Source organism: Caenibius tardaugens NBRC 16725 (assembly GCF_003860345.1).
Taxonomy (GTDB): Bacteria; Pseudomonadota; Alphaproteobacteria; order Sphingomonadales; family Sphingomonadaceae; genus Caenibius; species Caenibius tardaugens.
The window spans coordinates 1,822,136-1,845,876 of record NZ_CP034179.1 but is presented as its reverse complement, the minus strand read 5'-3'; the positions used below and the strand labels follow the sequence as shown (position 1 = coordinate 1,845,876).

At 62.9% G+C, this 23,741-nt stretch carries 26 protein-coding genes; 19 read left to right on the top strand and 7 right to left on the bottom strand.

Annotated elements, in window-relative coordinates; all coding sequences use genetic code 11:
- Positions 1-4: 4 nt before the first annotated feature.
- Positions 5-211 carry a DUF1192 family protein gene (locus EGO55_RS08430; RefSeq protein WP_021689866.1) on the bottom strand — a complete coding sequence of 69 codons (207 nt, stop codon included), beginning with the start codon at positions 209-211 and terminating at the stop codon, positions 5-7.
- 133 nt (positions 212-344) lie between these two features.
- On the opposite strand from EGO55_RS08430, the gene EGO55_RS08425 reads away from it, so the two are divergent.
- From EGO55_RS08425 to EGO55_RS08400, 6 genes are all read left to right on the top strand, one after another.
- Complete coding sequence (locus tag EGO55_RS08425; protein WP_040715288.1) at positions 345-1,346, top strand: NAD(P)H-quinone oxidoreductase; 1,002 nt, start codon at positions 345-347, stop codon at positions 1,344-1,346.
- Entirely contained in the window at positions 1,321-1,938 is a 618-nt protein-coding gene (locus EGO55_RS08420; RefSeq protein WP_084619983.1) for a glutathione S-transferase family protein, read from the top strand. The genes EGO55_RS08425 and EGO55_RS08420 overlap by 26 nt, the downstream gene beginning before the upstream one ends.
- A gap of 133 nt (positions 1,939-2,071) precedes the next feature.
- A complete protein-coding gene (locus EGO55_RS08415; protein WP_084620012.1) occupies positions 2,072-2,968 on the top strand; it encodes a UDP-2,3-diacylglucosamine diphosphatase in 897 nt (298 codons plus the stop codon).
- Between the two features lie 5 nt (positions 2,969-2,973).
- Positions 2,974-4,032: a glycosyltransferase family 4 protein gene (locus EGO55_RS08410; protein ID WP_084620014.1), complete on the top strand. Its 1,059-nt coding sequence runs from the start codon at positions 2,974-2,976 to the stop codon at positions 4,030-4,032.
- A gap of 171 nt (positions 4,033-4,203) precedes the next feature.
- Positions 4,204-4,905, top strand: coding sequence for a DUF1013 domain-containing protein (locus tag EGO55_RS08405; RefSeq protein WP_021689871.1), 702 nt, complete (start codon positions 4,204-4,206; stop codon positions 4,903-4,905).
- Positions 4,906-4,949: 44 nt separating this feature from the next.
- The gene (locus tag EGO55_RS08400; protein ID WP_210766679.1) at positions 4,950-6,680 is read left to right on the top strand and encodes a long-chain-fatty-acid--CoA ligase; all 1,731 of its coding nucleotides are present in this window, start codon (positions 4,950-4,952) and stop codon (positions 6,678-6,680) included.
- Between the two features lie 48 nt (positions 6,681-6,728).
- On the opposite strand, the gene EGO55_RS08395 is transcribed toward EGO55_RS08400, so the two are convergent.
- Both EGO55_RS08395 and EGO55_RS08390 read right to left on the bottom strand, forming a co-directional pair.
- A complete protein-coding gene (locus EGO55_RS08395; protein WP_040715290.1) occupies positions 6,729-7,118 on the bottom strand; it encodes a bactofilin family protein in 390 nt (129 codons plus the stop codon).
- A gap of 4 nt (positions 7,119-7,122) precedes the next feature.
- Positions 7,123-8,265 carry a M23 family metallopeptidase gene (locus EGO55_RS08390; RefSeq protein WP_021689874.1) on the bottom strand — a complete coding sequence of 381 codons (1,143 nt, stop codon included), beginning with the start codon at positions 8,263-8,265 and terminating at the stop codon, positions 7,123-7,125.
- Positions 8,266-8,496: 231 nt separating this feature from the next.
- Between EGO55_RS08390 and EGO55_RS08385 the strand changes: the two genes are divergently transcribed.
- From EGO55_RS08385 to wecC, 11 genes are all read left to right on the top strand, one after another.
- Positions 8,497-9,807 (top strand): glutamate-5-semialdehyde dehydrogenase, encoded by a 1,311-nt coding sequence (locus tag EGO55_RS08385; protein ID WP_040715495.1) that lies wholly within the window; start codon positions 8,497-8,499, stop codon positions 9,805-9,807.
- 8 nt (positions 9,808-9,815) lie between these two features.
- On the top strand, positions 9,816-10,517 hold the full coding sequence (locus tag EGO55_RS08380; RefSeq protein ID WP_052023666.1) for a nicotinate-nucleotide adenylyltransferase: 702 nt from the start codon (positions 9,816-9,818) through the stop codon (positions 10,515-10,517).
- Between the two features lie 111 nt (positions 10,518-10,628).
- Positions 10,629-11,003: a ribosome silencing factor gene (gene rsfS / locus EGO55_RS08375; RefSeq protein ID WP_210766678.1), complete on the top strand. Its 375-nt coding sequence runs from the start codon at positions 10,629-10,631 to the stop codon at positions 11,001-11,003.
- Between the two features lie 171 nt (positions 11,004-11,174).
- A complete protein-coding gene (locus tag EGO55_RS08370) occupies positions 11,175-11,597 on the top strand; it encodes a 23S rRNA (pseudouridine(1915)-N(3))-methyltransferase RlmH (protein WP_021689878.1) in 423 nt (140 codons plus the stop codon).
- 4 nt (positions 11,598-11,601) lie between these two features.
- Entirely contained in the window at positions 11,602-12,819 is a 1,218-nt protein-coding gene (locus tag EGO55_RS08365) for a murein hydrolase activator EnvC family protein (RefSeq protein ID WP_021689879.1), read from the top strand.
- 133 nt (positions 12,820-12,952) lie between these two features.
- The gene (locus EGO55_RS08360) at positions 12,953-14,299 is read left to right on the top strand and encodes a S41 family peptidase (protein WP_021689880.1); all 1,347 of its coding nucleotides are present in this window, start codon (positions 12,953-12,955) and stop codon (positions 14,297-14,299) included.
- Between the two features lie 3 nt (positions 14,300-14,302).
- On the top strand, positions 14,303-14,818 hold the full coding sequence (locus EGO55_RS08355) for a disulfide bond formation protein B (protein WP_021689881.1): 516 nt from the start codon (positions 14,303-14,305) through the stop codon (positions 14,816-14,818).
- Positions 14,808-15,332 carry a demethoxyubiquinone hydroxylase family protein gene (locus tag EGO55_RS08350; RefSeq protein WP_021689882.1) on the top strand — a complete coding sequence of 175 codons (525 nt, stop codon included), beginning with the start codon at positions 14,808-14,810 and terminating at the stop codon, positions 15,330-15,332. The genes EGO55_RS08355 and EGO55_RS08350 overlap by 11 nt, the downstream gene beginning before the upstream one ends.
- 134 nt (positions 15,333-15,466) lie before the next feature.
- Complete coding sequence (locus tag EGO55_RS08345; protein ID WP_052023668.1) at positions 15,467-16,015, top strand: hypothetical protein; 549 nt, start codon at positions 15,467-15,469, stop codon at positions 16,013-16,015.
- 212 nt (positions 16,016-16,227) lie between these two features.
- On the top strand, positions 16,228-17,346 hold the full coding sequence (gene wecB / locus EGO55_RS08340) for a non-hydrolyzing UDP-N-acetylglucosamine 2-epimerase (RefSeq protein WP_021689884.1): 1,119 nt from the start codon (positions 16,228-16,230) through the stop codon (positions 17,344-17,346).
- 71 nt (positions 17,347-17,417) lie between these two features.
- Positions 17,418-18,725 (top strand): UDP-N-acetyl-D-mannosamine dehydrogenase, encoded by a 1,308-nt coding sequence (gene wecC, locus EGO55_RS08335; protein ID WP_021689885.1) that lies wholly within the window; start codon positions 17,418-17,420, stop codon positions 18,723-18,725.
- A gap of 28 nt (positions 18,726-18,753) precedes the next feature.
- On the opposite strand, the gene EGO55_RS08330 is transcribed toward wecC, so the two are convergent.
- From EGO55_RS08330 to EGO55_RS08315, 4 genes are read right to left on the bottom strand one after another with little or no spacing between them, the layout of a single operon-like run.
- Complete coding sequence (locus EGO55_RS08330; protein WP_021689886.1) at positions 18,754-19,179, bottom strand: GFA family protein; 426 nt, start codon at positions 19,177-19,179, stop codon at positions 18,754-18,756.
- Positions 19,180-19,239: 60 nt separating this feature from the next.
- The gene (gene fabI / locus EGO55_RS08325; RefSeq protein WP_021689887.1) at positions 19,240-20,043 is read right to left on the bottom strand and encodes an enoyl-ACP reductase FabI; all 804 of its coding nucleotides are present in this window, start codon (positions 20,041-20,043) and stop codon (positions 19,240-19,242) included.
- Entirely contained in the window at positions 20,040-21,023 is a 984-nt protein-coding gene (locus EGO55_RS08320; RefSeq protein ID WP_021689888.1) for a YihY/virulence factor BrkB family protein, read from the bottom strand. Before EGO55_RS08320 ends, fabI begins: the two co-directional genes overlap by 4 nt.
- Positions 21,023-21,934 (bottom strand): DnaJ C-terminal domain-containing protein, encoded by a 912-nt coding sequence (locus tag EGO55_RS08315; RefSeq protein ID WP_021689889.1) that lies wholly within the window; start codon positions 21,932-21,934, stop codon positions 21,023-21,025. Before EGO55_RS08315 ends, EGO55_RS08320 begins: the two co-directional genes overlap by 1 nt.
- A 244-nt stretch (positions 21,935-22,178) precedes the next feature.
- On the opposite strand from EGO55_RS08315, the gene pdxH reads away from it, so the two are divergent.
- Positions 22,179-22,781 (top strand): pyridoxamine 5'-phosphate oxidase, encoded by a 603-nt coding sequence (pdxH, locus tag EGO55_RS08310; protein ID WP_021689890.1) that lies wholly within the window; start codon positions 22,179-22,181, stop codon positions 22,779-22,781.
- A 17-nt stretch (positions 22,782-22,798) separates the two neighbouring features.
- Complete coding sequence (locus EGO55_RS08305; protein ID WP_021689891.1) at positions 22,799-23,707, top strand: cation diffusion facilitator family transporter; 909 nt, start codon at positions 22,799-22,801, stop codon at positions 23,705-23,707.
- Positions 23,708-23,741: the final 34 nt, after the last annotated feature.

Here is a 23,741-nt window from a genome sequence, read left to right as displayed (position 1 = left end):
TTCATCACCCGTTATTTCGCGGCCTGAACAGCGCATCGGCTGCCTGCCTGTGTGCCGCCGCCTTGTCGCGGTGGGCTTTTACGCGTGCGATCTCGGTCTCGAGCATATGGATGCGGTCATCCAGCTCGTCCTGCGAATAACTGTCCAGGCTCTCAAGAGAGAGCTGGGTGGCAGCGTCTCCGCGCCGTCTCGGGAGATCGTTCTCATCCATTGCAATGCAGCATTTCCCTTCTGACGCTTGCTGTCAATGCACATGGGGTTTACCCAAGGGCCATGTGGCGGCTTAGCCACAGGAATAGTTGGGAAACCAGGGGGGCTTGGTGGCCGGAATAATACCGCGAACAATGTTGGCGATGGGATTCGACGCGCCCGGGGGGGCGGATGTGTTGCGACCAGTGCATATGGCCGTGCCTCAGGTGGGGCCGGAAGATGTGCTGATCAAAGTCGCATTTGCCGGGGTGAACCGGCCGGATGTGGCGCAGCGGCAAGGGCTTTATCCGCCGCCTCCGGGCGCATCGCCGATTCCCGGGCTCGAAGTGTCCGGCACAGTGGTGGCGGTGGGACGCGAGGTTCCGCCAGAACTGCTCAATCAGGAAGTCTGCGCACTGGTGACGGGCGGCGGCTATGCCGAATATTGTCTGGCTAAAGCCGGGCATTGCCTGCCGGTTTGCGAAAGCCTGCCGCTGGATCAGGCGGCGGCATTGCCCGAAACGCTGTTCACCGTGTGGCACAACGTGTTCGAACGCGGCTATGCCACACAAGGAGAAACGATGTTGGTCCACGGGGGCACCAGCGGTATTGGTACCATGACGTCAATGCTGGGAAAGCTGTTTGGTATCAATGTGATCGTTACGTGTGGTAGCGATGAAAAGTGCGCGGCGGCACGACGCATTGGTGCGGCGCATGCAGTCAACTACCGGACCCATGACTTCGTGGAGGAAGTGAAGGCGCTAACCGATGGGCGGGGGGTCAATCTCGTGCTCGACATGGTGGGCGGCGATTATGTCGCGCGCAATCTCAAGTGTCTGGCGGAAGACGGCCGCCATGTGACGATCGCGGTGCAGGGCGGAGTGAAGGCGGAAATCAACCTCGCCCAAGTGATGACGCGGCGTTACACGCTGACCGGTTCCACACTGCGCCCCCGTTCCGACGCTTTCAAGACGCTGCTGGCTGATGATATTCAGCGTAATGTCTGGGATTTGGTTGCCGACGGCGAACTGCGGCCGGTCATGGACCGGCGTTTCCCGTTGCGGGAAGCCGCCGCCGCCCATGCCCGGATGGAAGCGGGGGATCACATCGGCAAAATTGTTCTGGAGGTAGATGATGGAGAGTCTGGTCCTTCATGAAGATGCCCGCAGCGGCAATTGCTACAAGATACGCCTGACGGCGGCCCTGCTCGGGCAGGCGCTGGAACGGGTGTCCTACGATATCATCCGGGGGGAGACGCGAACGCCGGAATTTCTTTCGCAGATCAATGCGAACGGACGCATTCCCGTGCTGCAGATCGGTGATCGCTATCTCCCCGAAAGCAACGCGGCGTGTTTCTATCTCGCAGAAGGCAGCGCGCTGATCCCGCAGGACCGGTTCGACCGGGCGGACATGCTGCGCTGGATGTTTTTCGAACAATACAATCACGAACCGAATATCGCGACCTTGCGGTTCTGGCTGCTCTATGTCGGAGAGCGCAATCTGACCGAGTTGCAGCGTCATCAACTGCTTCCGAAAAGAATGGCGGGCGATGATGCGCTGACGGTCATGGATCGGCATCTTGCCGATCATGCGTGGCTCGTGGGCACTTCGGTGACTTTGGCCGACATCGTGCTCTACGCCTATACCCACATCGCCGAAGCCGGGGGGTTCCGCCTGCGCGACTACGCCCATATCTGCGCCTGGCTGGACCGGGTGCAGGCGCTACCCGGCTATGTGTCCATGGACTGACGGGGGAATATCGAAGCCAGGCAGCATGTTGGAGAAACGACAGGCTTCACAAAACCGTCATCGAACTGAGATCGGGGTGTAACAATCGCGGGCTATCCGCCCGTTCATGGGGATCGAACCGTTCATCGATCATATGTGGGAAGACGACGGCGGATCGCCTCTGCCCTTGCCGTTCCCACTGCGTGCACCAGCCCGGCCAGAGCCGGATGCCAGCGGCAGGCGGCAATTTCGCACGATCTGGATTTCGGATGTCCATCTGGGCACGCGCGGTTGCAATGCCGAGATGCTCATCGACTTTCTCGATTCCGTCGATAGCGAGACGCTTTATCTGGTGGGCGATATTATCGATGGCTGGCGCCTGAAGAAGAAGTTCTACTGGCCGCAAAGCCACAACGATATCGTCTGGCGCATTCTCAAACGGGCCCGGCGCGGCACGCGGATCGTCTATATTCCCGGCAATCACGACGAGATGTTCCGCCAGTTCACCGGGTTGAAATTTGGCGGCGTGGAAATTCGCCGTGCGGCTTTTCACACCACCGCCGATGGCCGCCGGTTGATGGTCCTGCATGGCGATGAATTCGATGCGGTGATGCTGGCGCATCGGTGGCTCGCCGTCATTGGCGATGCCCTGTACCACGTGTTGATGGGGCTGAACCGGCGGGTCAACGCCGTGCGTCGCCGCTTTGGCATGCCCTATTGGTCGCTGTCCAAAGTGGCCAAGCACAAGGTCAAGAACGCGGTCGAATTCATTTCGCAATATGAAGAGGTCGTGGCCCGGGCTGCTGCGGAACGCGGGGTGGACGGCGTGGTTTGCGGCCATATCCATACGGCCGAAATCCGAAACCTTGATGGCGTCGCGTACTTCAACGATGGCGACTGGGTGGAAGGTTGTACCGCATTGGTGGAACATGCCGACGGCCACATGGAAGTGCTGCATTGGCCCGAGGAAATGGCGAAGCGTGAAGCGGAACGTGAGGCGGCCCAAATGGTTGCGGAACGCGCCGGGCGCACACTGGAACGCGCGGCATGACCGGCTTGCGGATCGCGATCGTGACCGATGCCTGGACGCCGCAAGTCAACGGGGTTGTCCGCACATTGACTACGCTGGCGCGTGTCCTGCGTGGCTGGGGGCACGAAGTGACCGTGATTTCGCCCGACCGGTTCCGTTCCCTGCCCTGTCCGAGCTACCCCGAAATCCGTCTCGCTTTTCCGGGGCGCGGGGCAGTGGGCGCATGGCTTGACCGGATTGCGCCCGATGCGATCCATATTGCGACCGAAGGGCCGCTGGGGCTGGCCGCGCGGGGGCATTGCCTGCGCCACGGTCTGTCCTTCACCACGGCCTATCACACGCAGTTCCCGGATTATCTCGCGCGCCGCACGCGTCTGCCGGCATCGGCCTTCTGGCCCTATATTCGCTGGTTCCATCGCCCTTCGGCCGGAATCATGGTGGCGACCGATACGGTGCGCAGACAATTGCAGCAGCAGGGGCTGACGCAGCTCCTGCCGTGGAGCCGGGGCGTCGATCTGGCCAGCTTCACGCCCGCCATTGTCCCGCCCGATCTGTTCGGACGGCTGGAACGGCCCATCCAGCTCTATGTCGGTCGGGTATCGGTCGAAAAGAACATCGAGGCCTTTCTCACCAATCCCCATCCCGGATCGAAAGTGGTGGTCGGCGATGGACCGGCCCGGGCACGGCTGGCCGCCCGCTTTCCCGAGGCAATTTTCCTCGGCACCCAGACGGGGCAGAATCTGGCGGCGTGTTATGCGGGGGCGGATGTCTTCGTCTTTCCCAGCCGGACCGATACCTTCGGTCTGGTGATGATCGAGGCGCTGGCCTGTGGAACGCCCGTGGCAGCCTATCCCGTGCAGGGGCCGCAGGATATCGTGACACCGCACTGCGGCGCTCTCGACGAGCAGCTCGATCGCGCGATTGCCCGGGCGCTGGCCTGCGATCGCGGCACGTGCGCGACATATGGCGCCAGCTTCACATGGGAAGCCAGCGCCCGGCAGTTCCTTGACGCGCTGGCCTGTGCTCCGGCGACTGACCCGGCGGGCGATCTGGTGGGCGATCCAGCAGGAGCCCTGGTGGCGTGATCGCCGGGCTGACGCGCATTCTCCTTGCCCCGGGGCGGGCAATCGCCTAGACAGGCTGGCGAACGGCCGCTCCGAAAGGGGCGGCCCTTGTGTTTTTACCGTGTCTTTCAAGTGCCGCTTCCGGCTATAATGTGGAGGCGGAACAGGGCCCCGCAGGGGTGGAGAAGAACCATGTCCCAACCGACGCCACTCATGCCGCATGCGACCGCTTCCTGGCTGGTCGACAATACGGCGCTGACATTCGAGCAGATTGCCGAATTCTGCGGTCTGCATATTCTGGAAGTTCAGGCCATGGCCGATGATCTTGCGAGCAGCAAGTACACGGGCCGGGACCCCATCCATTCGGGTGAATTGAACCACGCGGAAATTGAAAAGGGGCAGGCCGATCCGGAATACCGGCTTCGTATGCAGCGGGCGCCGGTTTCGGTCAGCCGCACCAAGGGGCCGCGCTATACCCCCGTGTCAAAACGGCAGGACAAGCCGGATGGCATTGCATGGCTGGTGCGCAACCACCCGGAAATTTCCGATGCGCAGATCGGCAAGCTGATTGGCACCACGCGCAATACGATTGCTGCGGTGCGCGATCGTTCGCACTGGAATATCCAGAACATCCAGCCGAAAGATCCGGTGACACTGGGCCTCTGTTCGCAGCGCGAACTCGATGCCGTGGTGGCAAAGGCTGCGAAGAAGGCTGGGCTCGAAGGCGGTGCGGCGCAGGATGCTGCGGCACTCGGCGGGGACAAGCAGGCCCTGATCGAGGAATTGCAGGCCGAACGCGAAGCGGCGGCCAAGGCGGCTGTCGAAGCCGCGCAGGAAGCCGAAGCGCATGCGTGGCTCGAAGCGCGCCGTGCGCAGGAAGCCAACGGAGACTGACTTTGTTTTCGCTCTGATGCCGATTGGGGCTTGCCGCGCGCCGCGTGGCATCCCAATCTGCAGGGGTGGAAAGAAATCAGGACAGTGGTGCCCGGCCCGTTCTGGCCGGGGAGCATTACGCGCATTACGGCGCGTGGCACATTGATTTACCGCCGTTGAGCCTGCCGGATATGTTGCGGCAGGCCGCAGCGCAGAGGGGCAATCATCCCCTGGTCGATTTTCTCGGCCGCACCTATTCCTACAACGAGATATGGCGCGCGGCAGAAGGATTTGCCGCCGGCCTTCAGAAACGCGGGCTGGGGCGTGGGGATCGGATCGGGCTCTATCTGCCGAACGTTCCCCTTTATGTCGCAGCCTACTTCGGCGCCTTGCTGGCCGGGGCCACGGTGGTGAATTTCTCGCCGCTCTATTCGGCTGAGGAACTGGAAGCGCAAGTCGCCAACTCGGGTACGCGGGTGCTGGTCACCGTGGATTCCTCTGCACTGCTGCCCACGGCACTCGAAGTGCTGGACCATTCACCGCTGGAAAACCTGGTTGTCGCCCGGTTGCCCGATATGCTCCCGCGCCTGAAGGGGTGGGCCATGCGGCTGTTCGCGCGCAAACAGCTGACGGCGATCCCGGCGCGGGCCGATGTCACGGCGTGGCAGGATTATCTGTCCAGCCAAGCCCCCACGGCGGTGCCGATCGATCCACAGCACGATATTGCCTTGCTGCAATATACCGGCGGGACCACCGGCACGCCCAAGGGGGCGATGCTGACTCACCAGAATCTCACTGCGAATGCGCGCCAGATCAGGGCGATCGATCCGGATCAGGGGCGGCGCGATATGGTTCTCGGCGTGCTGCCGCTGTTCCATGTTTTCGCCAATACCTGCATTCTCAACCGCACGATCGCGAATGGCGGCTGTATCGCCATGTTGCCCCGGTTCGAAGCCGGGCAGGTGCTGGCCACGATCGGGCGGGTCCGTCCCACATCGCTTTTTGCCGTGCCGACCATGTATCAGGCGCTGCTCGATCATCCACAGTTGAAGGACACCGATTTCTCCTCCTTGCGAGAGACGATTTCCGGGGGCGCGCCCTTGCCCTTGCCGCTCAAACGCCGGTTCGAGGAGGAAACGGGCGTCAAGGTGGTGGAAGGCTATGGCCTGACGGAAAGCAGCGGCGTCGTCAGCACCAATCCGCTGCATGGCGAAAACCGTGAAGGCACTATCGGGCAGGTGCTGCCGCTGACGCGGGTGCGCCTGCTCGACAAGGAAGACCCGCTGCGCGATCCGCCGGGCAATGAACCGGGGGAATTGGCCATTAACGGCCCGCAAGTGATGCAGGGCTACTGGAACCGGCCCGATGCGGCGGCAACGGCGTTTGTCGAACGCGATGGCGAACGGTGGTTTCGCACGGGCGATATCGCCACGTTCGATACCGATGGTTTCATCCGTATTGTCGACCGGCTGAAAGACATGATCAATGTCGGCGGGTTCAAGGTCTTTCCCAGCACGCTGGAAAAGCATCTGGTGGAGCACCCTTCGGTCAAGGAAGCCCTGGTGATCGGGGTGCCGGATGATTATCTGGGCGAACGGCCACGGGCCTATGTGACCTTGACGGACGATGGCCCGCCTGTGACCGGGGACGATCTTCTGGCCTGGCTCAAGCCCCACATCGGCAAGCATGAACGCATCGAATCCGTGGTAATCCGCGATAGCTTGCCCAAGACGCCGATCGGCAAGCTCGATCGCAAGGCACTGGTGGCCGAAGTGCTGGGTGCCTCTTCGCAATAAAAAACCCCGCGCGTGGCGGGGTTTCGTATGATTGCAGGCAGGAGCGTGTCAGCTCGCCAGTGTGAGATGCGGTTCGCCGTCCCCCGTGGTACCCTCCGTGGCCGCAGTCTTGCTGGCCACACGGTGTGAAAAGCGGCCTTCGACTTCGGCGCCCTGTTCGATGGTCAGGGCATCGTACTGCACGTCGCCATTGATCCGCGCGGTGCGCAGGACCGTCAGTTCGCGGGCGCTGATCGAACCGTTGATCGATCCGGCCAGGCGGGCGGTTTCGCTGGTGATCGTGCCGACGATCACACTGTGTTCGCCCTGCACCAGGCTGGCGCAGGTGATATCGCCTTCGATCCGGCCATCGACGTGCAGATCGGCAGAGGCGGTGATGTCGCCCTTGATCGTCACGTCATTGCCGATGATGGAGAAAGTGCTGTTTGCGCTTGCCATGGAATTACCTGCGATCCGCGCTTCCGGCGCGGACTTCTTTGAGAACATTAGGAGCAGCCTCCAGGAAGGGGCGCGGATTTACCGCGCGTCCGTTGTGCCGCACTTCGAAATGAAGATGCGGTCCGGTCGAACGACCGGTGTTGCCAATGGCGCCAATGATATCCCCGGCCTGAACGTCCTGCCCCGGCCGGGCGTGGAATGCCGACATATGGGCGTAGAGGGTTACGAGCCCGTTACCATGGCTGATTTCGATGACATTGCCATAACCGTTTTTCACGCCGGCGAAAATGACCTTGCCCGTGGCCGCGGCGTAAATCGGCGATCCGATCGGGCCGCGAAAATCGAGCCCGGAATGGAGCGCGGCGTGCCCAGCGAAGGGATCGCGGCGATAACCGAAACCAGAGGAAATCATGCTGAGGCTGGCAGGCAGCACTTGCGGAATACCTGCCAATCCGCGTTCCAGGGCTTCCAGCCGTTCAAGGCTGAGGCCAAGCCGTTCAAAGCGGGGGTCCAGCGAACCATCCCGTTCGGTGGTGAGCAGTTCCAGAGGACCGCCCCGTCCTGCTTCGTCGGAGGCAGCCATTATCGCGCGCGGATCAAGGCCGAGCTTGCGAATGGCCACGGCGGCGCGGGCTGCACGGCGGTCGGCATAACGGGTCAGCTTTTCGACGAAGGCGAGCTGGCGCGCTTCGATCCGGGCGAGAGCGCCCGCTTCGGGAATGACCGCACTGATCTTCGCAACGGCTTTGGCCGATTCTCCGCTGCTGTCCGAAACCGTTTCGTGTGCCTTGGCGTCGGCGGGCAGGCTGTCGACCATTTCTTCGATAAAGGTCTGGCGCCGTTTGAGATCGTCAGCGACTGTATCGAGATCGTCACGGTACGCGGCGACGCGGCTTTCCGCCTTGGTAACTACGGCTTCCCGTTCGAGCAGGCTGGCGCGGTCGTTGCTCGACAGGAACTGGCTGATAGCCATGGTGCCGATCGAACCGACCCAGAGCAGCAGCACAGCCGCGACAAGGCCTGCAGCGATCTTCTGCATACGCGAGGATACACGCACAAAACGCACCTGGCCCTGCGACCGCATGAAAAATTCGCGATCGGGAAACCAGGCGGCCAGACGTGCGCCAAGACCGCCAGATGATTCCATATTCAAAAGCGACCCCTCGCCCGTATTCTCAATCGGCGGCTCGCTAGCATGCGGTTCGTCGCAGCAGAAAGTGGGTGGGGAGGAAAGCAGATGAGTTGAGGGAGTCACGCGATGAACCGTTCAAATTGGTGGATGGATGCCGGAACCATCTGCCTTGCAAGGCATTGTTAGGCGCCCGAACGAACCGATTCGCTCCTGACAATCGGGCAGGGGAATGCTATGCGCACGGCCATGACTGCCGAAAATACCTTGATTGCCGAAGCGGGCTATACACCCGTTGAATCGCCTGAATCATCGCCCGAAGCTCTGATTGAACGGCTCGCCAGCGCCGGGCGCATAGCCCAGCGGACGCTGGCGCGCATGGATTCTCCTGCCAAAGCGCATGCCCTGCATCGCGCGGCGCAGGCCCTGCGCGAGGCCGAACCGGATGTTCTGGCCGCCAATGCGCTCGATATGGCAGCCGGCGCGGCGCGCGGCCTGACCGGCGCCATGCTTGACCGGCTGCGGCTGGATTCGGGCCGCCTTGCCGGGATTGCCGATGCGGTCGATGCGGTGGCGGATCTGCCCGATCCGGTCGGTGATGTGATCGATCGCGCCGAACGCCCCAACGGGCTGCAATTGTCGCGCGTGCGGGTGCCGATCGGGCTGATCGGGATCATTTATGAAAGCCGCCCGAACGTGACGGCCGATGCGGCCGCCTTGTGCGTGCGTGCGGGCAATGCGGTGTTGCTGCGCGGCGGCAGCGAAGCGATCCATTCCAACCGCGCCATTCTGAACGCTCTGGTCAAGGGGCTGGTGGAGGGCGGGGTGCCCGCCGATGCCGTGCAGCTGATGCCTACGCAGGATCGGGCTGCTGTGGGGGCCATGCTGCGTGCCACCGGGCTGATCGACATGATCGTGCCGCGCGGCGGGAAGAGCCTGGTCGCCCGGGTGCAGGCCGATGCGCGGGTTCCCGTGCTCGCCCATCTGGATGGCATCTGCCACACCTATGTCCACGCCGCAGCCGATCCCGAGATGGCACGTATCGTGGCGTTGAATGCCAAGATGCGCCGCACCGGAATCTGCGGGGCTATGGAAACCCTGCTGATCGATGCCGCTTTCCCGGCAGCGCAGGACATCGTGGGCGATCTGTTGGGCGCAGGGTGCGAATTGCGTGGCGATTCGCGTGCGCAGGCTCTTAATCCCGCGATTCTGCCCGCTACGGATGAGGATTGGGATACGGAATATCTCGATGCGGTCTTGTCGGTCGCGGTGGTCGATGGACTCGATGCGGCACTCGATCATATTGCGCGCCACAGCTCCGGCCATACCGACGCGATTGTCACGGCCGACAATGCGGTGGCGGAACGGTTTCTCGGCGAAGTCGATTCCGCCATTGTCATGGTCAACGCATCGTCGCAGTTCGCGGATGGCGGGGAATTCGGGCTGGGCGCCGAAATCGGGATTGCCACAGGGCGTATTCATGCCCGTGGGCCGGTCGCGCTGGAAGGGCTGACAACCTACAAGTGGCAAGTGCGCGGCAACGGGCAGACCCGCCCCTGAGCGAAGCGGTGGCACGCCGGACGCGCGATAGGGTGGCGCACAAGCGGCGCAATGGCCCGCGCACGGGGCTGCTCGGCGGCAGCTTCAACCCTGCGCATGGGGGGCACCGGCGGATCACGCTCTTCGCCATGGCCGCACTGGGGCTGGACGAGGCGTGGTGGCTGGTGTCGCCCGGCAATCCGCTCAAGCCGAATCGGGGCATGGCGCCTTTGGGCGCGCGGGTGTGTTCCGCCCGGGCTGCGGCGCGGCGTGCGCCGATCCGTGTCAGCGCGATCGAACGGCACTGGCCCTCGCGCTATACGGTCGACACCTTGCGGGCTCTGGTCCGGCGCTGGCCGAAACGGCGGTTTGTGTGGTTGATGGGGGCCGATAACCTCGCCCAATTCCATCGCTGGAAAGATTGGCGCGGTATCGCGAAAATCATGCCGATTGCGGTGATTGCGCGGCCGGGTTATGATGCTGCCGCGATTGCGAGCCCCGCAATGGCCTGGTTGCGAAGATACCGTGTCGACGCCGCCAGTTTTCGTAAACGGGGTAAATGGAGCGCACCGGCGCTGATAGAATTGCGTTTCGATCCTGATCCGCGCTCGGCGACACAGCTTCGCCACGCCGATCCTGACTGGGCCTCACGCTATCATGGGGGGCTGCTGAGGGATCAATTGACGCACGACATCATCCATACCGGCAACAGCAAGGCGGGCGGCGCATGACGCGTCACGCGCCATTTCTGCCTGTCGACCCCGCTGCAAGGAGCGCAAATAACTGCGATGAATCACGCGCAGACAACACCGGCTTCGGCTGGAACCACTGCCGGAGAGGCCATGGCCATCCCCGGTACTGACCCGGAACCCGGGTCGATGCTCGACCTCGTGCTGACCTCGCTTGACGAGGATCAGGCGCAGGAGGTCATCTGCATTCCGCTTCAGGGCAAGTCGAGCATGGCCGATTACATGGTAATCGCGTCGGGTCGTTCGACGCGTCAGGTCGCGGCTATTGCCCAGAAACTTGCCGAACGGCTGAAACAGGGCGGTTTCGGCAATCCCCGGGTCGAAGGGCTTCCCGCCGCCGACTGGGTGCTGATCGATGCCGCCGATGTGGTGGTGCACCTGTTCCGCCCCGAAGTGCGCAGCTTCTACAACCTTGAACGGATGTGGGGCTTCGGCGACGCGGCAGCGACGGCGGTGGGCCAGGCCTGATCCGGCCATCGCGCACCGCAACGGTCCGTTGCCGGGATGCGTGTGGCCCCTTGTATGTCTCGCGCCGTCAAAACAGGTTTGGCGGCGCAGGGCGGCTGTTCCCCGAAGAAGATTTCCGGTTTTTTGGCGGCGATCGGTTGCCCATTCCGCCTCGGACAGATAGCAGTCCTTATGCGCTTGCACGTGATCGCCCGGGGGAAGATTGGCCGTTCGCCAGAAGCCGAACTGGTTGCGCGCTATGAAAAGCGTATTTCCTGGCCTTTCAAACTGACGGAACTGCCTGAAACCGGTGGAACCATTTCCCCGCCGCTCACCCCGGCGCGCACGGTCCTGCTCGATGAACGCGGCAAGGATATGACGTCGGAACAGTTCGCTGCCTTGCTGGGCCGCTGGCGCGATGACGGGGTGCGCGAAACCCGCTTTGTCATCGGTGCCCACGATGGCCATGGTGATGCCGCGCGGGCGGAGGCGGACCTGCTGATCTCGTTCGGCAAGGCGACATGGCCCCATCTTCTGGTGCGTGCCATGCTGATGGAACAACTGTTCCGGGCGACCGCGATCCTCGCCGGGCATCCCTATCACCGTGCGGGTTGACGTCATGACAGCGTTTTTCCGCGTCCGTCCGCTTGTTGCGCTGGCGCTGGCCGGTATGGCCGTGGGCGCATCGGCGCAGCGCGATGCGATTTCCGATGATCCGAATGAAACGCGCATGGCGTTGAACCGGGCGCTGGCGGATCGCGAGGCCGCGCAGAAACGGGCGGAAAAGCTGGAAGCGGATGCGGCCCGGGCGACGCGTGCGGCGGAGAAGACCGCCAGCGAAGCGGCGGCGCTGGCCGCGCGTATTCAGCAATCGGAGGCCAATATCTCGGCCGGGCAGGCCCGGCTGGCGCTCGTGGAACGCCAACGGGCGGCCTTGCGCGTGCGGCTGGCGCAAAAGCAGAAACCGCTGGTCGAACTGACGGCATCGCTGCAGAATTTCTCGCGCAGGCCGGTTGCGCTTTCGTTGCTGCGTCCGGGGTCCGTCCGCGAAGTGGTCTATCTGCGGGCTATGCTGGCCAGCACCCTGCCGCAAGTGGAACGCCGCACAGCGGCCCTGCGCAGCGAAATTGCCCAGGGCAAGGCGCTGGAGCAACAGGCGCGTCAGGGTCTGGCGTCATTGCGTTCGGATGAAACGGAACTCGTGCGTCGGCGCGAGGCGCTGGCCACGTTGGAAACACGCCAGCGTCTGGCTTCGCGGGAGGCGAGTGGAACGGCTGCGCGCGAGGCGGAGCGGGCGTTGGCCCTGGCAGAACAGGCCCGCGATCTCGATTCACTGGTCGTGCAACTGGACAAGGCCGGGTCTTTGCGGCGGCAGCTTGCCGCGCTCGACGGGCCCATCGCCCGGCCCGCAAGGCCGCAGGAATCACAGATCGCAGGGGCGCAACCGGTGGCACCGCAGCAAGTGGTCCGGCCACCCTCGGGGTACCAGTTGCCCGTTGCGGGGCGGGTCGTCGCAGGGTTCGGCGCGATCACCAGCGGCGGGATTCGCAACGAGGGGGTGACATTTGCCACGCGCCCGGCGGCACAGGTGGTGGCTCCGGCCAGCGGGCGGATCGCCTTTGCCGGAGCTTACCGGGGCTATGGCCAGATCGTCATTCTCGAACATCCCGGCGGCTGGATCACGCTGGTAACCGGTCTGGCGCGGGTTTCGGTTGCTGTGGGCGACCGGCTGGTCGGCGGGGCGCCGCTGGGCGTTGCCGGTCCGGCCCGGCCTACGGTTACGCTGGAACTGCGGCGCGCGGGCGAAGCGGTGAACCCCATGGAATATCTTGGCTGAAACAAGGCCTTGCCCGCTGGCGATGGGGGTGTTGCCGGAAATCGCCTGAGCCGGAAGGAAATGCCGTTTTGTCGCACGGCCCTTGCAATCCTCATCTGGTGTTCAGGTCGCTGGCGCGATAGAGAGCATCCTCATGAAAATCGCCCCTCTGATGCGTTCGATCGCGCTCGTCACTTCCGTCGCGCTTTTGCCCGTCGCCACCGCCGGGCTTGCGCAGGTGGATGGCCGCGCCGCGCCGCAATTCGGCAAGCTTTACGCGGTCTATCAACGGATCAAGGCGAACTACGTCGAACCGGTGGATGACGAGAAACTGGTGCGCGGGGCGATTGACGGGATGCTGGCCGCGCTCGATCCCCATTCCGCCTATCTCGATGGCTCTGATCTGCAGCGCCTCGAAACGATGATCGACGGCAATTATCAGGGGCTCGGACTGTCGGTTACGATGGATGACCAGGCGGTGAAAGTGATTTCGCCCTTCCGTGGCAGCCCCGCCGAAAAGGCCGGTGTGAAGGCGGGCGATTTCATCACGCACCTCGATGGCAAGCTGATCTACGGGCTCGAACTGGACGAAGCCGTCGCCAAGATGCGCGGCCCGGCGGGCACGCAAATCCGGCTGACGATTTTCCGGGCGGGCCGGGATGAACCCTTCGATGTGACGGTTACGCGCGGGGTGATCGAACTGGAACCCGTGACGTCAAAGCTCGAGGCCGGGAATATCGGTTTGATCACGGTGAACGAATTCTCGCGCGATGTCGGTGCGGACGTGAAGAACGAAATCCAGAACCTGCGTCGTCAGGCTGGTGGTACGCTGAAGGGCCTTCTGCTCGACTTGCGTTCCAACCCCGGCGGGTCGCTGGACGAAGCCGTGGCGCTGTCTGACCTGTTCCTCGACAGTGGGCAGATCGTTTCGCAGCGCGGCCGCGTGCAGCGCGAAAACATCTATTACGATGCGGAGAAGGTCTATCGCGGCGATGTGGTCAAGGGTGTGCCGATTGTCGTGCTGATCGATGCGGGTTCGGCCTCGGCTTCCGAAATTGTCGCAGGTGCCCTGCAGGATCACCGGCGTGCGCTGGTCATGGGCGAAACCAGCTTCGGCAAGGGCAGCGTGCAGACGCTGCTGCCGTTGACACGCGACAGCGCGCTGAAAATCACCACGGCACGGTATTACACCCCTTCGGGGCGTTCGGTGCAGGAAGGCGGCATCGAACCGGATATCACGGTGCCGCAGCTTTCCGATCCCGACCGCGCGAAGCGGGCCAAGCTGCGTTACCGCGAATCCGACTTGCGTGGCCACCTGGTCAACGAAGTCGATCTCGACGACAAACAGTTGCAGATCGACAAGAACGCCGATCCGCGCTTTTCCGCCACGCCCGAAGAACTGAAGGCCAAGGGTATCGAGGATTTCCAGCTCTATTACGCGCTGGAAACACTGCGCCGCGCGGATAGCGTGACGGTGCGTCCGGCGGGCAAGCGTAACTGAACCATGGCAGGGGCTCTATCGGTACGGCAGGCCAATATCCTCGCCCTGATCGTGCCTGCGGGCCTGCTCGCCGGGGCTTATGTCGGGCAATATGCGTTCGGCCTCTATCCTTGCGAAATGTGCTGGTGGCAGCGGTATCCGCATTTCGTGGCCGTGGCGCTGGCTGCCATCGGCTTCGTGGCGTCACCGCGTCAGTTGTGGGTTTCACTGGCCGCAGTGGCGATTCTCGTCTCCGGTCTGATCGGGGCCTTTCACGCGGGTGTGGAATATCGCTGGTGGGAAGGGCTCACCGCCTGTAGCGGCACGGTGGGCAGCGCCGGCGGCGACCCGCTGGAGGCGATTTTCGCCAAACCGCTGGTGCAATGCGATCAGGTGCAGTGGGAACTGGCCGGTATTTCGCTGGCCGGATGGAATTTCCTTTTCTCGACTCTGGGCGCACTGGCGATTTTCGTTTTGCTGGCGAAAGGCGGGCCAAATCGTAAAGGGCCAAAGGATAAGGGATTACCCGATGCGCAGTGACAAAACCGATACCGCATGCATGATTCGCGTGGATCAGGCGGGCGAATATGGGGCGACGCGCATCTATGCTGGGCAACTGGCGGTACTGGGCAGCAATGGCCCCCACGCGGGCGAAATCGCAGGGATGGCCCGTCAGGAAGACGATCATCTTGCCCGTTTCAATGCACTTATGGCGCAGCGCGGGGTGCGCCCCACGCTGTTGCAGCCGTTCTGGTCTGTTGCGGGCTTTGCGCTGGGCGCTGCCACCGCGCTGATCGGGCCGAAGGCCGCGATGGCCTGTACGGCGGCGGTGGAAGAGGAAATCGACCGTCATTATACCGCACAACTCGATGAACTGTCGGGTGGTGATGATCCCGAACTGGCCACTTTGGTCGAGGCATTCCGCGCGGATGAACGTGAACATCGCGATGCCGCGCTGGCTGCCGGTGCGGAACAGGCCCCGGCTTACCCGCTGCTGTCGGGGGCAATCCGGGCGGGGTGCCGCCTTGCCATCCGGCTTTCGGAAAGAATCTGACAGTTACGCATTTGATCTATAGCATGGTATCCGAACAGGATGCGGTGCAACCCGCCCGGGTCATATCCGGTTCAGCAGGATTGGTGCCTCTGGGCAGGGAAAAAGGGGGCGGCGTGTTCCGCCATGGAGTTGAGATGATGAAACGCCTGATTGCCGTCGGTTTTTCCGCTTTGACCTTGGCCGCCTGGGCGGCGCCTGCCGCAGCGCAGGATCAGGACTACAAGGTCAACCAGCTTATCATTTACGGCGATGATGCATGTCCGCAATCGACGGCGGGGGAAATCACCGTCTGCGCCCGCAAGGCCGAGAACGAGCGCTATCGTATCCCCGAAGATCTGCGGTTGAGCGGCGATCCCGCCAACAAGGCATGGACCGAACGTGTGCTGGCCTATGAAACGGTCGGGGCCACCGGCACCAATTCCTGCTCGCCTGTCGGGATGGGCGGGGAATTCGGCTGTACGCAGAAGCTGCTGGCCGCCGCGCGCGGCGAAGCCAAGGAAAGCGGTGCAGACCGGTTCGGCGAACTGATCGCCAAGGCGCGGGAAGAACGGCTGTCGACCGTCGATGCCGATGCCGCGGAGGAACAGGGCCGGGTGGAACAGCTCGAGAAAGAGCATGAGGAACGCAAGGCCGCAGAAGCCGCCGCTGGCACTGTCGAAAGCCCGGACGATCCGGTTCAATAAGGCCCCGTTATCGCCAATGCGCCCTTAACCATTGGACGCTAGTGACCCGAATCTGCAGTTCGCAGCATTCTGAGGCAGGCGCTGAGCGAACTTCAGATTCATAAGGGTCACTAGAATTTATCGATTCTAGTGTGGTTTATGGATTTGAAATTCGCGCCGCACCTAGCCGATTAATGATGCGAATTTCAAATCCACCACACTAGGAAGGGCGCATGGCTCTAAAAATACTTACTGTTTTCGGCACCCGGCCGGAAGCGATCAAGATGTTTCCGCTGGTCCATGCACTGCGGGGCGATTCGCGGTTTGTCAGCCGTGTCTGCGTAACCGGGCAACATCGCGGCATGCTCGATCAGGTGCTGGCCATTGCTGGCGTCGCACCCGATCACGATCTCAACGTCATGCAGCCCGATCAGAGCCTCGATGCCCTGACTGCGCGGCTGCTGACCGGGATCGGGCAGGTTCTGGATGCGGAACGCCCCGACTGGGTGGTGGTGCAGGGGGATACGGCGACGGCCATGTGCGGCGCGCTGGCCGCCTATTACCGCAAGATTCCCGTGGCCCATGTCGAAGCGGGGCTGCGGTCGGGCAATATCCATCACCCCTGGCCGGAAGAGATCAATCGCAAGATCATCGGCACGATGGCGCGGCTGCATTGTGCGCCCACCGAAACGGCGGCCGATGCGCTGAAGCGCGAAAATACCGATCCGGCGGCGATTCACGTCACCGGCAACACCGTGATCGATGCCCTGCATTGGGTCACCGCACAGATTCGGGAAAAGCCCGAACTGGCGGCCGGGCTGACCGAGCTGGAAGCTCGCTTCGCCGGGAAACGGATTATCGGTGTGACCAGCCACCGGCGCGAGAATTTCGGCGACGGGATGCAGGGGATCGCGCGGGCGATACGCCAGATTGCCGCGCGCGACGATGTTGCGCTGATCTTTCCGGTGCATCTCAACCCGCATGTGCAGTCGGTGATGGAGGCGGAATTGGCGGGGCTGGATAATGTCGCCCTGATCGCCCCGCTCGATTATCCGCATTTCGCCCGTCTGATCGATATTGCCACACTGATGCTGACCGATAGCGGCGGGGTGCAGGAAGAAGCCCCCGCACTGGGCAAGCCCGTGCTGGTGATGCGCGAGACGACCGAACGCCCCGAAGGCGTGGAAGCAGGTACGGCCCGGCTGGTCGGTACCGATTCGGACCGGATCGTGGCCGAAACCTTCCGTCTTCTCGATGATTCCGATGCTTATGCGGCTATGGCGCGGGCGCATAACCCGTTTGGCGACGGCCACAGCGCGCACCGCATTGTCGAATTGCTCGCCACGGGCTGACACGGGCGGATCGTTACCGCTATGTTTACCCCTTTACGGCATGGCCGAATTTCAACCAGCAGGAATGCCCCATGCGCGGAAGCGAATTGCCTGAAGTCTGTGTCGTTGGCCTGGGATATATCGGGCTCCCCACTGCGGCGGTAATCGCCCGCGCGGGGATGAAGGTGCTTGGCCTCGATGTGTCGCAGAACGTTGTCGACACGATCAATCGCGGTGAAATCCATATCGAGGAAGTCGATCTGGATGGTCTGGTGCATGGGGTGGTGCAGCGCGGCCTGCTGCGCGCGGCGACGGCCATTGCGCCTGCCGATGTGTTCGTGATCGCCGTGCCGACCCCGTTCGCGAAGGATGGGAAGCACACCCCCGATACTTCCTATGTGCTGTCCGCTGCGGAAAACGTCGCCGCTGTGCTCAAGTCCGGCGATACGATTATTCTCGAATCGACCTCGCCCGTGGGGACGACAGAGCAGATGCGCGATCTGATTGCGCGGCAGCGGCCCGATCTGAAAATGCCGGGCCTGTGCGAAGGGACGCCTGATGTTGCGATTGCCTATTGCCCCGAACGGGTATTGCCCGGCCGCATTCTCGAGGAATTGACCAACAACGACCGGTCGATCGGCGGGATTACCCCGCGCTGCGCCCGCAAGGCGCTGGCTTTCTACAAACGGTTCGTGCGCGGCACTTGTGTGACCACCGATGCGCGCAGCGCGGAAATGACCAAGCTGGTCGAAAACGCCTATCGCGACGTCAATATCGCCTTCGCCAACGAACTCTCGGTCGTTGCCGATGCGATGGGTCTGGATGTGTGGGAAGTGATCCGGCTGGCCAATCGCCATCCCCGGGTGAACATTCTCCAGCCCGGCCCCGGCGTTGGCGGCCATTGCATTGCGGTCGATCCGTGGTTCATCGTGCATGGCGCACCCGATGAAACGCCCCTGATCCGCACCGCGCGCGGGGTGAACGACGGCAAAATTCATCATGTGATCGCACGCGCGGCCGCATTGGTGGAAAGCCATCCGGATGCGAAAATCGCCTGCCTGGGGCTGGCCTTCAAAGCCAATATCGACGATTTTCGCGAAAGCCCGGCCCGGCTTGTGGCAGCCACGCTGGCGCGCCGGTTCGGCGATCGCGTGCATGTGGTCGAACCCTATGCCGCGCAACTGCCGATCGAATTCACTGACACCGGCGCCCATCTGATTGACGTCGATACGGCACTGGAAACCTGCGACGTGCTGATCGTGCTGGTCGATCATGACGTCTTCAAATCGGTGCCGTTGGCCGAACGCGAAGACAAGGCCGTCTACGATACACGCGGGATCTGGCCCGATCAGCCGACGCCGTCCGCCAGCGTGCCGGACAACTTGCGCAAGGCAGGCTGAACGCGGCGCGTGCTATTTTGCGGGCACGCTATTCTTCCGGATAGCGTGCGAATTCCGGCATCGCAGCCATCTGCGTCACCCATGGCAGCCGTTCGGCGCACTGGATCTGGATCGTCGGCGGTTGTTCCGCCGGATCGTCGAAAGTCGCGGACTGGATATCGACGATGCCGGGCAGGATCTGCGCATTGCGATAGAACAGGCCGGTGCCGCATCGCGGACAGAACGCGCGTTCGGCGCCCGTGGCCCCTTCGAACACCGTGGGTTCGCCTGCGGTGAGGCGGAACTGGTCTTCCCCCACGGCATACCATGCGACCATTGGCGCGCCCGAGGAGGCGCGACAATCGTCACAATGGCAGATGGCGTGATGGGCGGCGTGGCCGGTCACTTCATAGCGCACCGCACCGCAGTGGCAGCCGCCTGTGCGGGCACCGGCTTTGGCACCGCTTGTGGTCATGACTGTTCTCCTGACGAATCGAGATCAGGAACGTATCATGAACATGAACGGAAGGGAAACTCAGGCGAGTGCGATATCCGGCGCGTCTTCCTGTTTCATACCAACGAGATGGTAGCCCGCGTCGACGTGATGGGTTTCGCCGGTCACGCCTGAAGACAGGTCGGACAGCATATAGAGCCCGGCGCCGCCGACATCCTCGATCGTGACATTGCGGCGCAGCGGGGAATTGAGTTCGTTCCACTTCAGGATGTAGCGGAAATCGCCAATGCCACTGGCGGCCAGTGTCTTGATCGGGCCTGCCGAAATGCCGTTCACACGGATATTTACGGGGCCAAGGTCGTTCGCCAGATACTTCACGCTGGCTTCCAGCGCGGCCTTTGCCACACCCATGACATTGTAATGCGGCACGACCTTTTCCGCGCCGTAATAGGTGAGGGTGAGGATAGAGCCGCCATTGGGCATCATTTCGGCGGCGCGTTTCGTCACCGCGACCAGCGAATAGGCCGAAATGTTCATGGTCATCAGAAAATTGTCGAGGCTGGTATCGACATATTTGCCGCGCAACTCGTTCTTGTCGGAAAAACCGATCGCGTGCACGACGAAATCCAGCGTGTCCCACCGCGCCTTGAGCTGCGCGAAAGCGTCATCCAGCGCGTCCATGCTGGACACGTCACAATCGATCAGGAAATCGCTGCCAAGGCTTTCCGCCAGTGGCCGCACGCGTTTTTCCAGCGCTTCGCCCTGATAGGAAAAAGCGAGTTCCGCGCCATGTTCGCGCAGTTTCTGCGCGATTCCCCAAGCCAGCGACTTGTCGTTCGCCAGGCCCATGATCAAGCCGCGTTTCCCTGCCATCAAACCGGTCATGCGTCTGCTTCCTCCTCCTCAGGCGTTCGTGCGAGCGCAGCGTTGAGCTCGACACCTGCTTCCATCCCTAGCCCCACAAGCCAGAAAAAGAAAAGCGTGATCATCGCCCCGGCAAGACTTCCGTATGTCAGATCATAGGTGAAGACCGTGCGCAGCATGGGCGGCAGCAACGCGGACACGCCCACCGTCCATACGGTTACCGCAAGGGCGCCGGGCCATTTCGGGTAGCGGCGGGTGCGATAGGCCGCCGGTGTCAGCGTCACGAACAGCAGCAGCACCGCACAATAGAACAGCACCGCAGGCACGATGCGCGACAGCGAAAGGTGCGACAGCAGGCTTTCCAATTGCGGGAACCACGCCCCGATCATCTCGCCCGCCGCGCCAATAATGATCTGCGCCAGCAACGAGGCCATCAGCAGCAGCACCGCCAGCAAGGTGATCCCGAACGAAAGCACGCGATAGCGCCAGAAACTGAGTGTCGGGCGCGTGCCGTAGGCCCGGCGCAACATGTCCCTGATCGTTTCGACCAGGCTGGATGTCGACCACAGCCCGACCAGCCCGCCAATCCACAGCAAGGGGCCGGTGCGCGCGGCAATGGCGCTTTCGGCCACGGGAATGATGACGTCACGCACGCGCACGGGCAGGCCTTCGAAAACCGATGTGATCGACCCGGCGCTGAGATCGGTTATGGAAAGCAGCGACAGCGATGCGGCCCCGAGGATCAGGAACGGGAAGATCGCGAACATGCCCATATAGGCCAGATTGCCCGCATGGATGAACCCGTCCGCCCAGATCCCGGCAAACATGCGCTGGATGACATTGTAGGCGCGCACGCCGATAAACCGGCGCGGCCCCTTTCTGCCTTTCGCGGGGGAGAGCAGGGCGGCGCGGCGCCGCGCCTCGGGCGAATGATCGGGCACGGGCGGCAGGCGCACGCTATCCCCTGCGGGCATGGGATCGGGGGGATTATCCCCTGCCATCAGACACCCAGACGGGCCCTTGGATTACGGGTATCGTGCCAGCCCTCCAGCCGTTTGACGAGATCGTCATCGCCCTGGGGCAAATCGATCTCCAGCGTGACCAGCTGGTCACCCCGGGTGCCGTTGGTGCGTGTAAAGCCCTTGCCTTTCAGCCGCAGGACTTTGCCCGAACTGCTGCCGGGCGCGATGGTCAGCATGACCGCACCATCCACTGTCGGCACTTTGACTTTGGCCCCGTTAACCGCCTCCTCCAGCGTGATCGGCAGGTCCAGTCGGACATCCTGACCATCGCGTTTGAAGAAGGGGTGCGTGCCGACCTCGATGATCACAATGGCGTCACCGGCGCCGCCGGGGCCGGGTTCGCCCTTGCCCTTGAGGCGCATTTGCGTGCCGTCTTCCACCCCGCCGGGCAGCTTCAGGTCAATCGTCTTGCCATCGCCCAGCGTGATGCGCTGTTCCTTGCCGGCGGCGGCATCGGTGAAGGACACCTTCAGGCGGTATTGTACATTACCGCCGCGCGGCGGGGGGCGGTTCCGGCCAAAACCACCGCCCTGACGGCCACCACCGAACATGCCGCCCAGAATATCGTCAAGGTCGATCCCGTCGCCCCCGCCGAAGCCGCGAAAGCCGCCGCCCATGCCTCCGCCGGGGCCGCCCCCGCCAAACCCGCCGCCAAAGGGCATGGCCGGGTTGCCATCGGCGTCAATCTCGCCCCGGTCAAACTGGGCGCGCTTGTCCTTGTCGGACAGCAAGTCGTAGGCGCGGGTCACTTCCGAGAAGCGTTCCGCAGCTTTGGGATTGTCCTTGTTGCGATCCGGGTGAAGCTCCTTCGCCAACTTGCGATAGGCGGACTTGATGTCCTTTTCGCTCGCACCGCGCGCAACGCCAAGAGTGGTATAGGGATCTGCCATGGCCCATAGCTAGGTGCCTGTCCGCCGCGGCGCAAGCACAGGCTTTCCTACTTTATGGTACAGGCGTAGTTCCGCCTGATGCATGCTTTTGCGACACGCTTTGCCCGATGCGGCTTCCGGTCCTTGCGATACCGCCCGCAGGATGCCAATCCACCGGTTCAGAACTGTGTCACCCCTGTCACCCCCCGTCACTGTCAACGGGATCTGTCGCGCTATCTTCAACCTCTTTGTGCAGGAAAGTCCCTTGAAAGCTGAACAGGATGCAATTCCGCATGGCGATCCGCTGGCAATTTTCGCCGCATGGTATGACGAGGCGCGCGGGACGGAGCTGAACGATTCCAACGCTATGGCCCTGGCGACGGCCACGCCGGAGGGTTTGCCTTCGGTGCGCATGGTGCTGCTCAAAGGGTATGGCCCGGAAGGTTTCGTGTTCTACACCAATGCGCATAGCCGCAAGGGGCAGGAAATCGCCGCCAATCCGCATGCCGCGCTGCTGTTTCACTGGAAATCGCTGCGCCGGCAGATTCGCATCGAAGGGCCGCTGACTGAAGTCGATGCGGCAGCCGTCGATGCCTATTTCGCCAGCCGCCATCGCGATTCGCAACTGGGCGCGGTGGCATCGGACCAGTCGGCTCCGCTCGATTCGCGCGAGACGTTTCTGGCGCGCTATGAAGAGGTGAAGGCGCGCTTTGCCGATGGCGATGTGGTGCGTCCGCCGCACTGGAAAGGTTTTCGCCTGTCGCCGGAACGGATCGAATTCTGGCAGGACCGCGATCATCGCCTGCACGAACGGCGGCGCTTCACCCGCGACGGCGCGGGGTGGAGCAGCACGCTGCTCTATCCCTAAGGCCGGAGCGGGACGCTATGATGCAATCCAACATGCTCAATCGTTCTGCGGCTATGGCCAGCATAACCGTGGCCGTGTTTCTCGTCGGGCTGAAGAGCTGGGCGGCGTGGTCGACAGGCTCGACCGCCATGCTCGGCAGTCTGGCGGATACCGCGCTGGACCTGATCGCCAGCATTGCGACCTTGCTGGGCGTGTGGGTCGCCGCCCAGCCAGAGGACAAGGGGCATCGCTTCGGCCATGGCAAGGCGGAAGCGCTGGCAGCCATGTTTCAGGTGGTGCTGATCTCGATCTCGGCGCTGTCACTCGGCCTGACCGCGGTCGAACAGTTTCTTGCCGGATCCCGTGTGGAGGCGGCATCCGAAGGGATCGGTGTGTCGGTGGCGGCGATTGCCGCGACACTGGTGCTGCTGGCGTGGCAGCGCCATGTGCTGCGCCGCACAGGCAGCCTCGCGATTGCGACCGATCATGTGCATTATCAATCCGATCTGCTGCTCAACCTTGCGGTTATCGCGGCGCTGGTGCTGGATCAGTATGGCGGGATCGCCGGAGCGGACCCGGTCTTCGGGTTCCTGATCGCATTGTGGCTTGGCTGGGGGGCGTGGAAGGCTTCGCAGGCGGCGATAGACCAGCTGATGGACAAGGAATGGCCGGAAGACAAACGGGAGAGCTTCCTCGCCGCCATCCCCCGTCTGCCCGAATTGCGGGGGGTGCATGATCTGCGCACCCGTACGGCGGGCGATCGCGATTTCGCGCAGTTCCATGTGTGGCTCGATGGCACCCTGACCATTGTTGAGGCGCATCGGGTGATGGACGCGATCGAAACGGCGCTCAAATCCGCATTTCCCGATGTGGAGGTGCTGATTCACCCCGATCCGGTCGGGCACAGGGATCAGGGTCTGGCCGCAGCGAATGTCCTGCCGCGCTAGTGTGGTTGATGAATCTGAAGTTCGCTCAGCGCCT

Coding starts and splice junctions, on each gene's coding strand:
- EGO55_RS08430 (WP_021689866.1), bottom strand. CDS start 211: ATGGATGAGAACGATCTCCCGAGACGGCGCGGAGACGCTGCCACCCAG.
- EGO55_RS08425 (WP_040715288.1), top strand. CDS start 345: ATGTTGGCGATGGGATTCGACGCGCCCGGGGGGGCGGATGTGTTGCGA.
- EGO55_RS08420 (WP_084619983.1), top strand. CDS start 1,321: ATGATGGAGAGTCTGGTCCTTCATGAAGATGCCCGCAGCGGCAATTGC.
- EGO55_RS08415 (WP_084620012.1), top strand. CDS start 2,072: ATGTGGGAAGACGACGGCGGATCGCCTCTGCCCTTGCCGTTCCCACTG.
- EGO55_RS08405 (WP_021689871.1), top strand. CDS start 4,204: ATGTCCCAACCGACGCCACTCATGCCGCATGCGACCGCTTCCTGGCTG.
- EGO55_RS08395 (WP_040715290.1), bottom strand. CDS start 7,118: ATGGCAAGCGCAAACAGCACTTTCTCCATCATCGGCAATGACGTGACG.
- EGO55_RS08390 (WP_021689874.1), bottom strand. CDS start 8,265: ATGGAATCATCTGGCGGTCTTGGCGCACGTCTGGCCGCCTGGTTTCCC.
- EGO55_RS08385 (WP_040715495.1), top strand. CDS start 8,497: ATGACTGCCGAAAATACCTTGATTGCCGAAGCGGGCTATACACCCGTT.
- rsfS (WP_210766678.1), top strand. CDS start 10,629: ATGGCCATCCCCGGTACTGACCCGGAACCCGGGTCGATGCTCGACCTC.
- EGO55_RS08370 (WP_021689878.1), top strand. CDS start 11,175: ATGCGCTTGCACGTGATCGCCCGGGGGAAGATTGGCCGTTCGCCAGAA.
- EGO55_RS08365 (WP_021689879.1), top strand. CDS start 11,602: ATGACAGCGTTTTTCCGCGTCCGTCCGCTTGTTGCGCTGGCGCTGGCC.
- EGO55_RS08360 (WP_021689880.1), top strand. CDS start 12,953: ATGAAAATCGCCCCTCTGATGCGTTCGATCGCGCTCGTCACTTCCGTC.
- EGO55_RS08355 (WP_021689881.1), top strand. CDS start 14,303: ATGGCAGGGGCTCTATCGGTACGGCAGGCCAATATCCTCGCCCTGATC.
- EGO55_RS08350 (WP_021689882.1), top strand. CDS start 14,808: ATGCGCAGTGACAAAACCGATACCGCATGCATGATTCGCGTGGATCAG.
- EGO55_RS08345 (WP_052023668.1), top strand. CDS start 15,467: ATGATGAAACGCCTGATTGCCGTCGGTTTTTCCGCTTTGACCTTGGCC.
- wecB (WP_021689884.1), top strand. CDS start 16,228: ATGGCTCTAAAAATACTTACTGTTTTCGGCACCCGGCCGGAAGCGATC.
- wecC (WP_021689885.1), top strand. CDS start 17,418: ATGCGCGGAAGCGAATTGCCTGAAGTCTGTGTCGTTGGCCTGGGATAT.
- EGO55_RS08330 (WP_021689886.1), bottom strand. CDS start 19,179: ATGACCACAAGCGGTGCCAAAGCCGGTGCCCGCACAGGCGGCTGCCAC.
- fabI (WP_021689887.1), bottom strand. CDS start 20,043: ATGACCGGTTTGATGGCAGGGAAACGCGGCTTGATCATGGGCCTGGCG.
- EGO55_RS08320 (WP_021689888.1), bottom strand. CDS start 21,023: ATGGCAGGGGATAATCCCCCCGATCCCATGCCCGCAGGGGATAGCGTG.
- EGO55_RS08315 (WP_021689889.1), bottom strand. CDS start 21,934: ATGGCAGATCCCTATACCACTCTTGGCGTTGCGCGCGGTGCGAGCGAA.
- EGO55_RS08305 (WP_021689891.1), top strand. CDS start 22,799: ATGATGCAATCCAACATGCTCAATCGTTCTGCGGCTATGGCCAGCATA.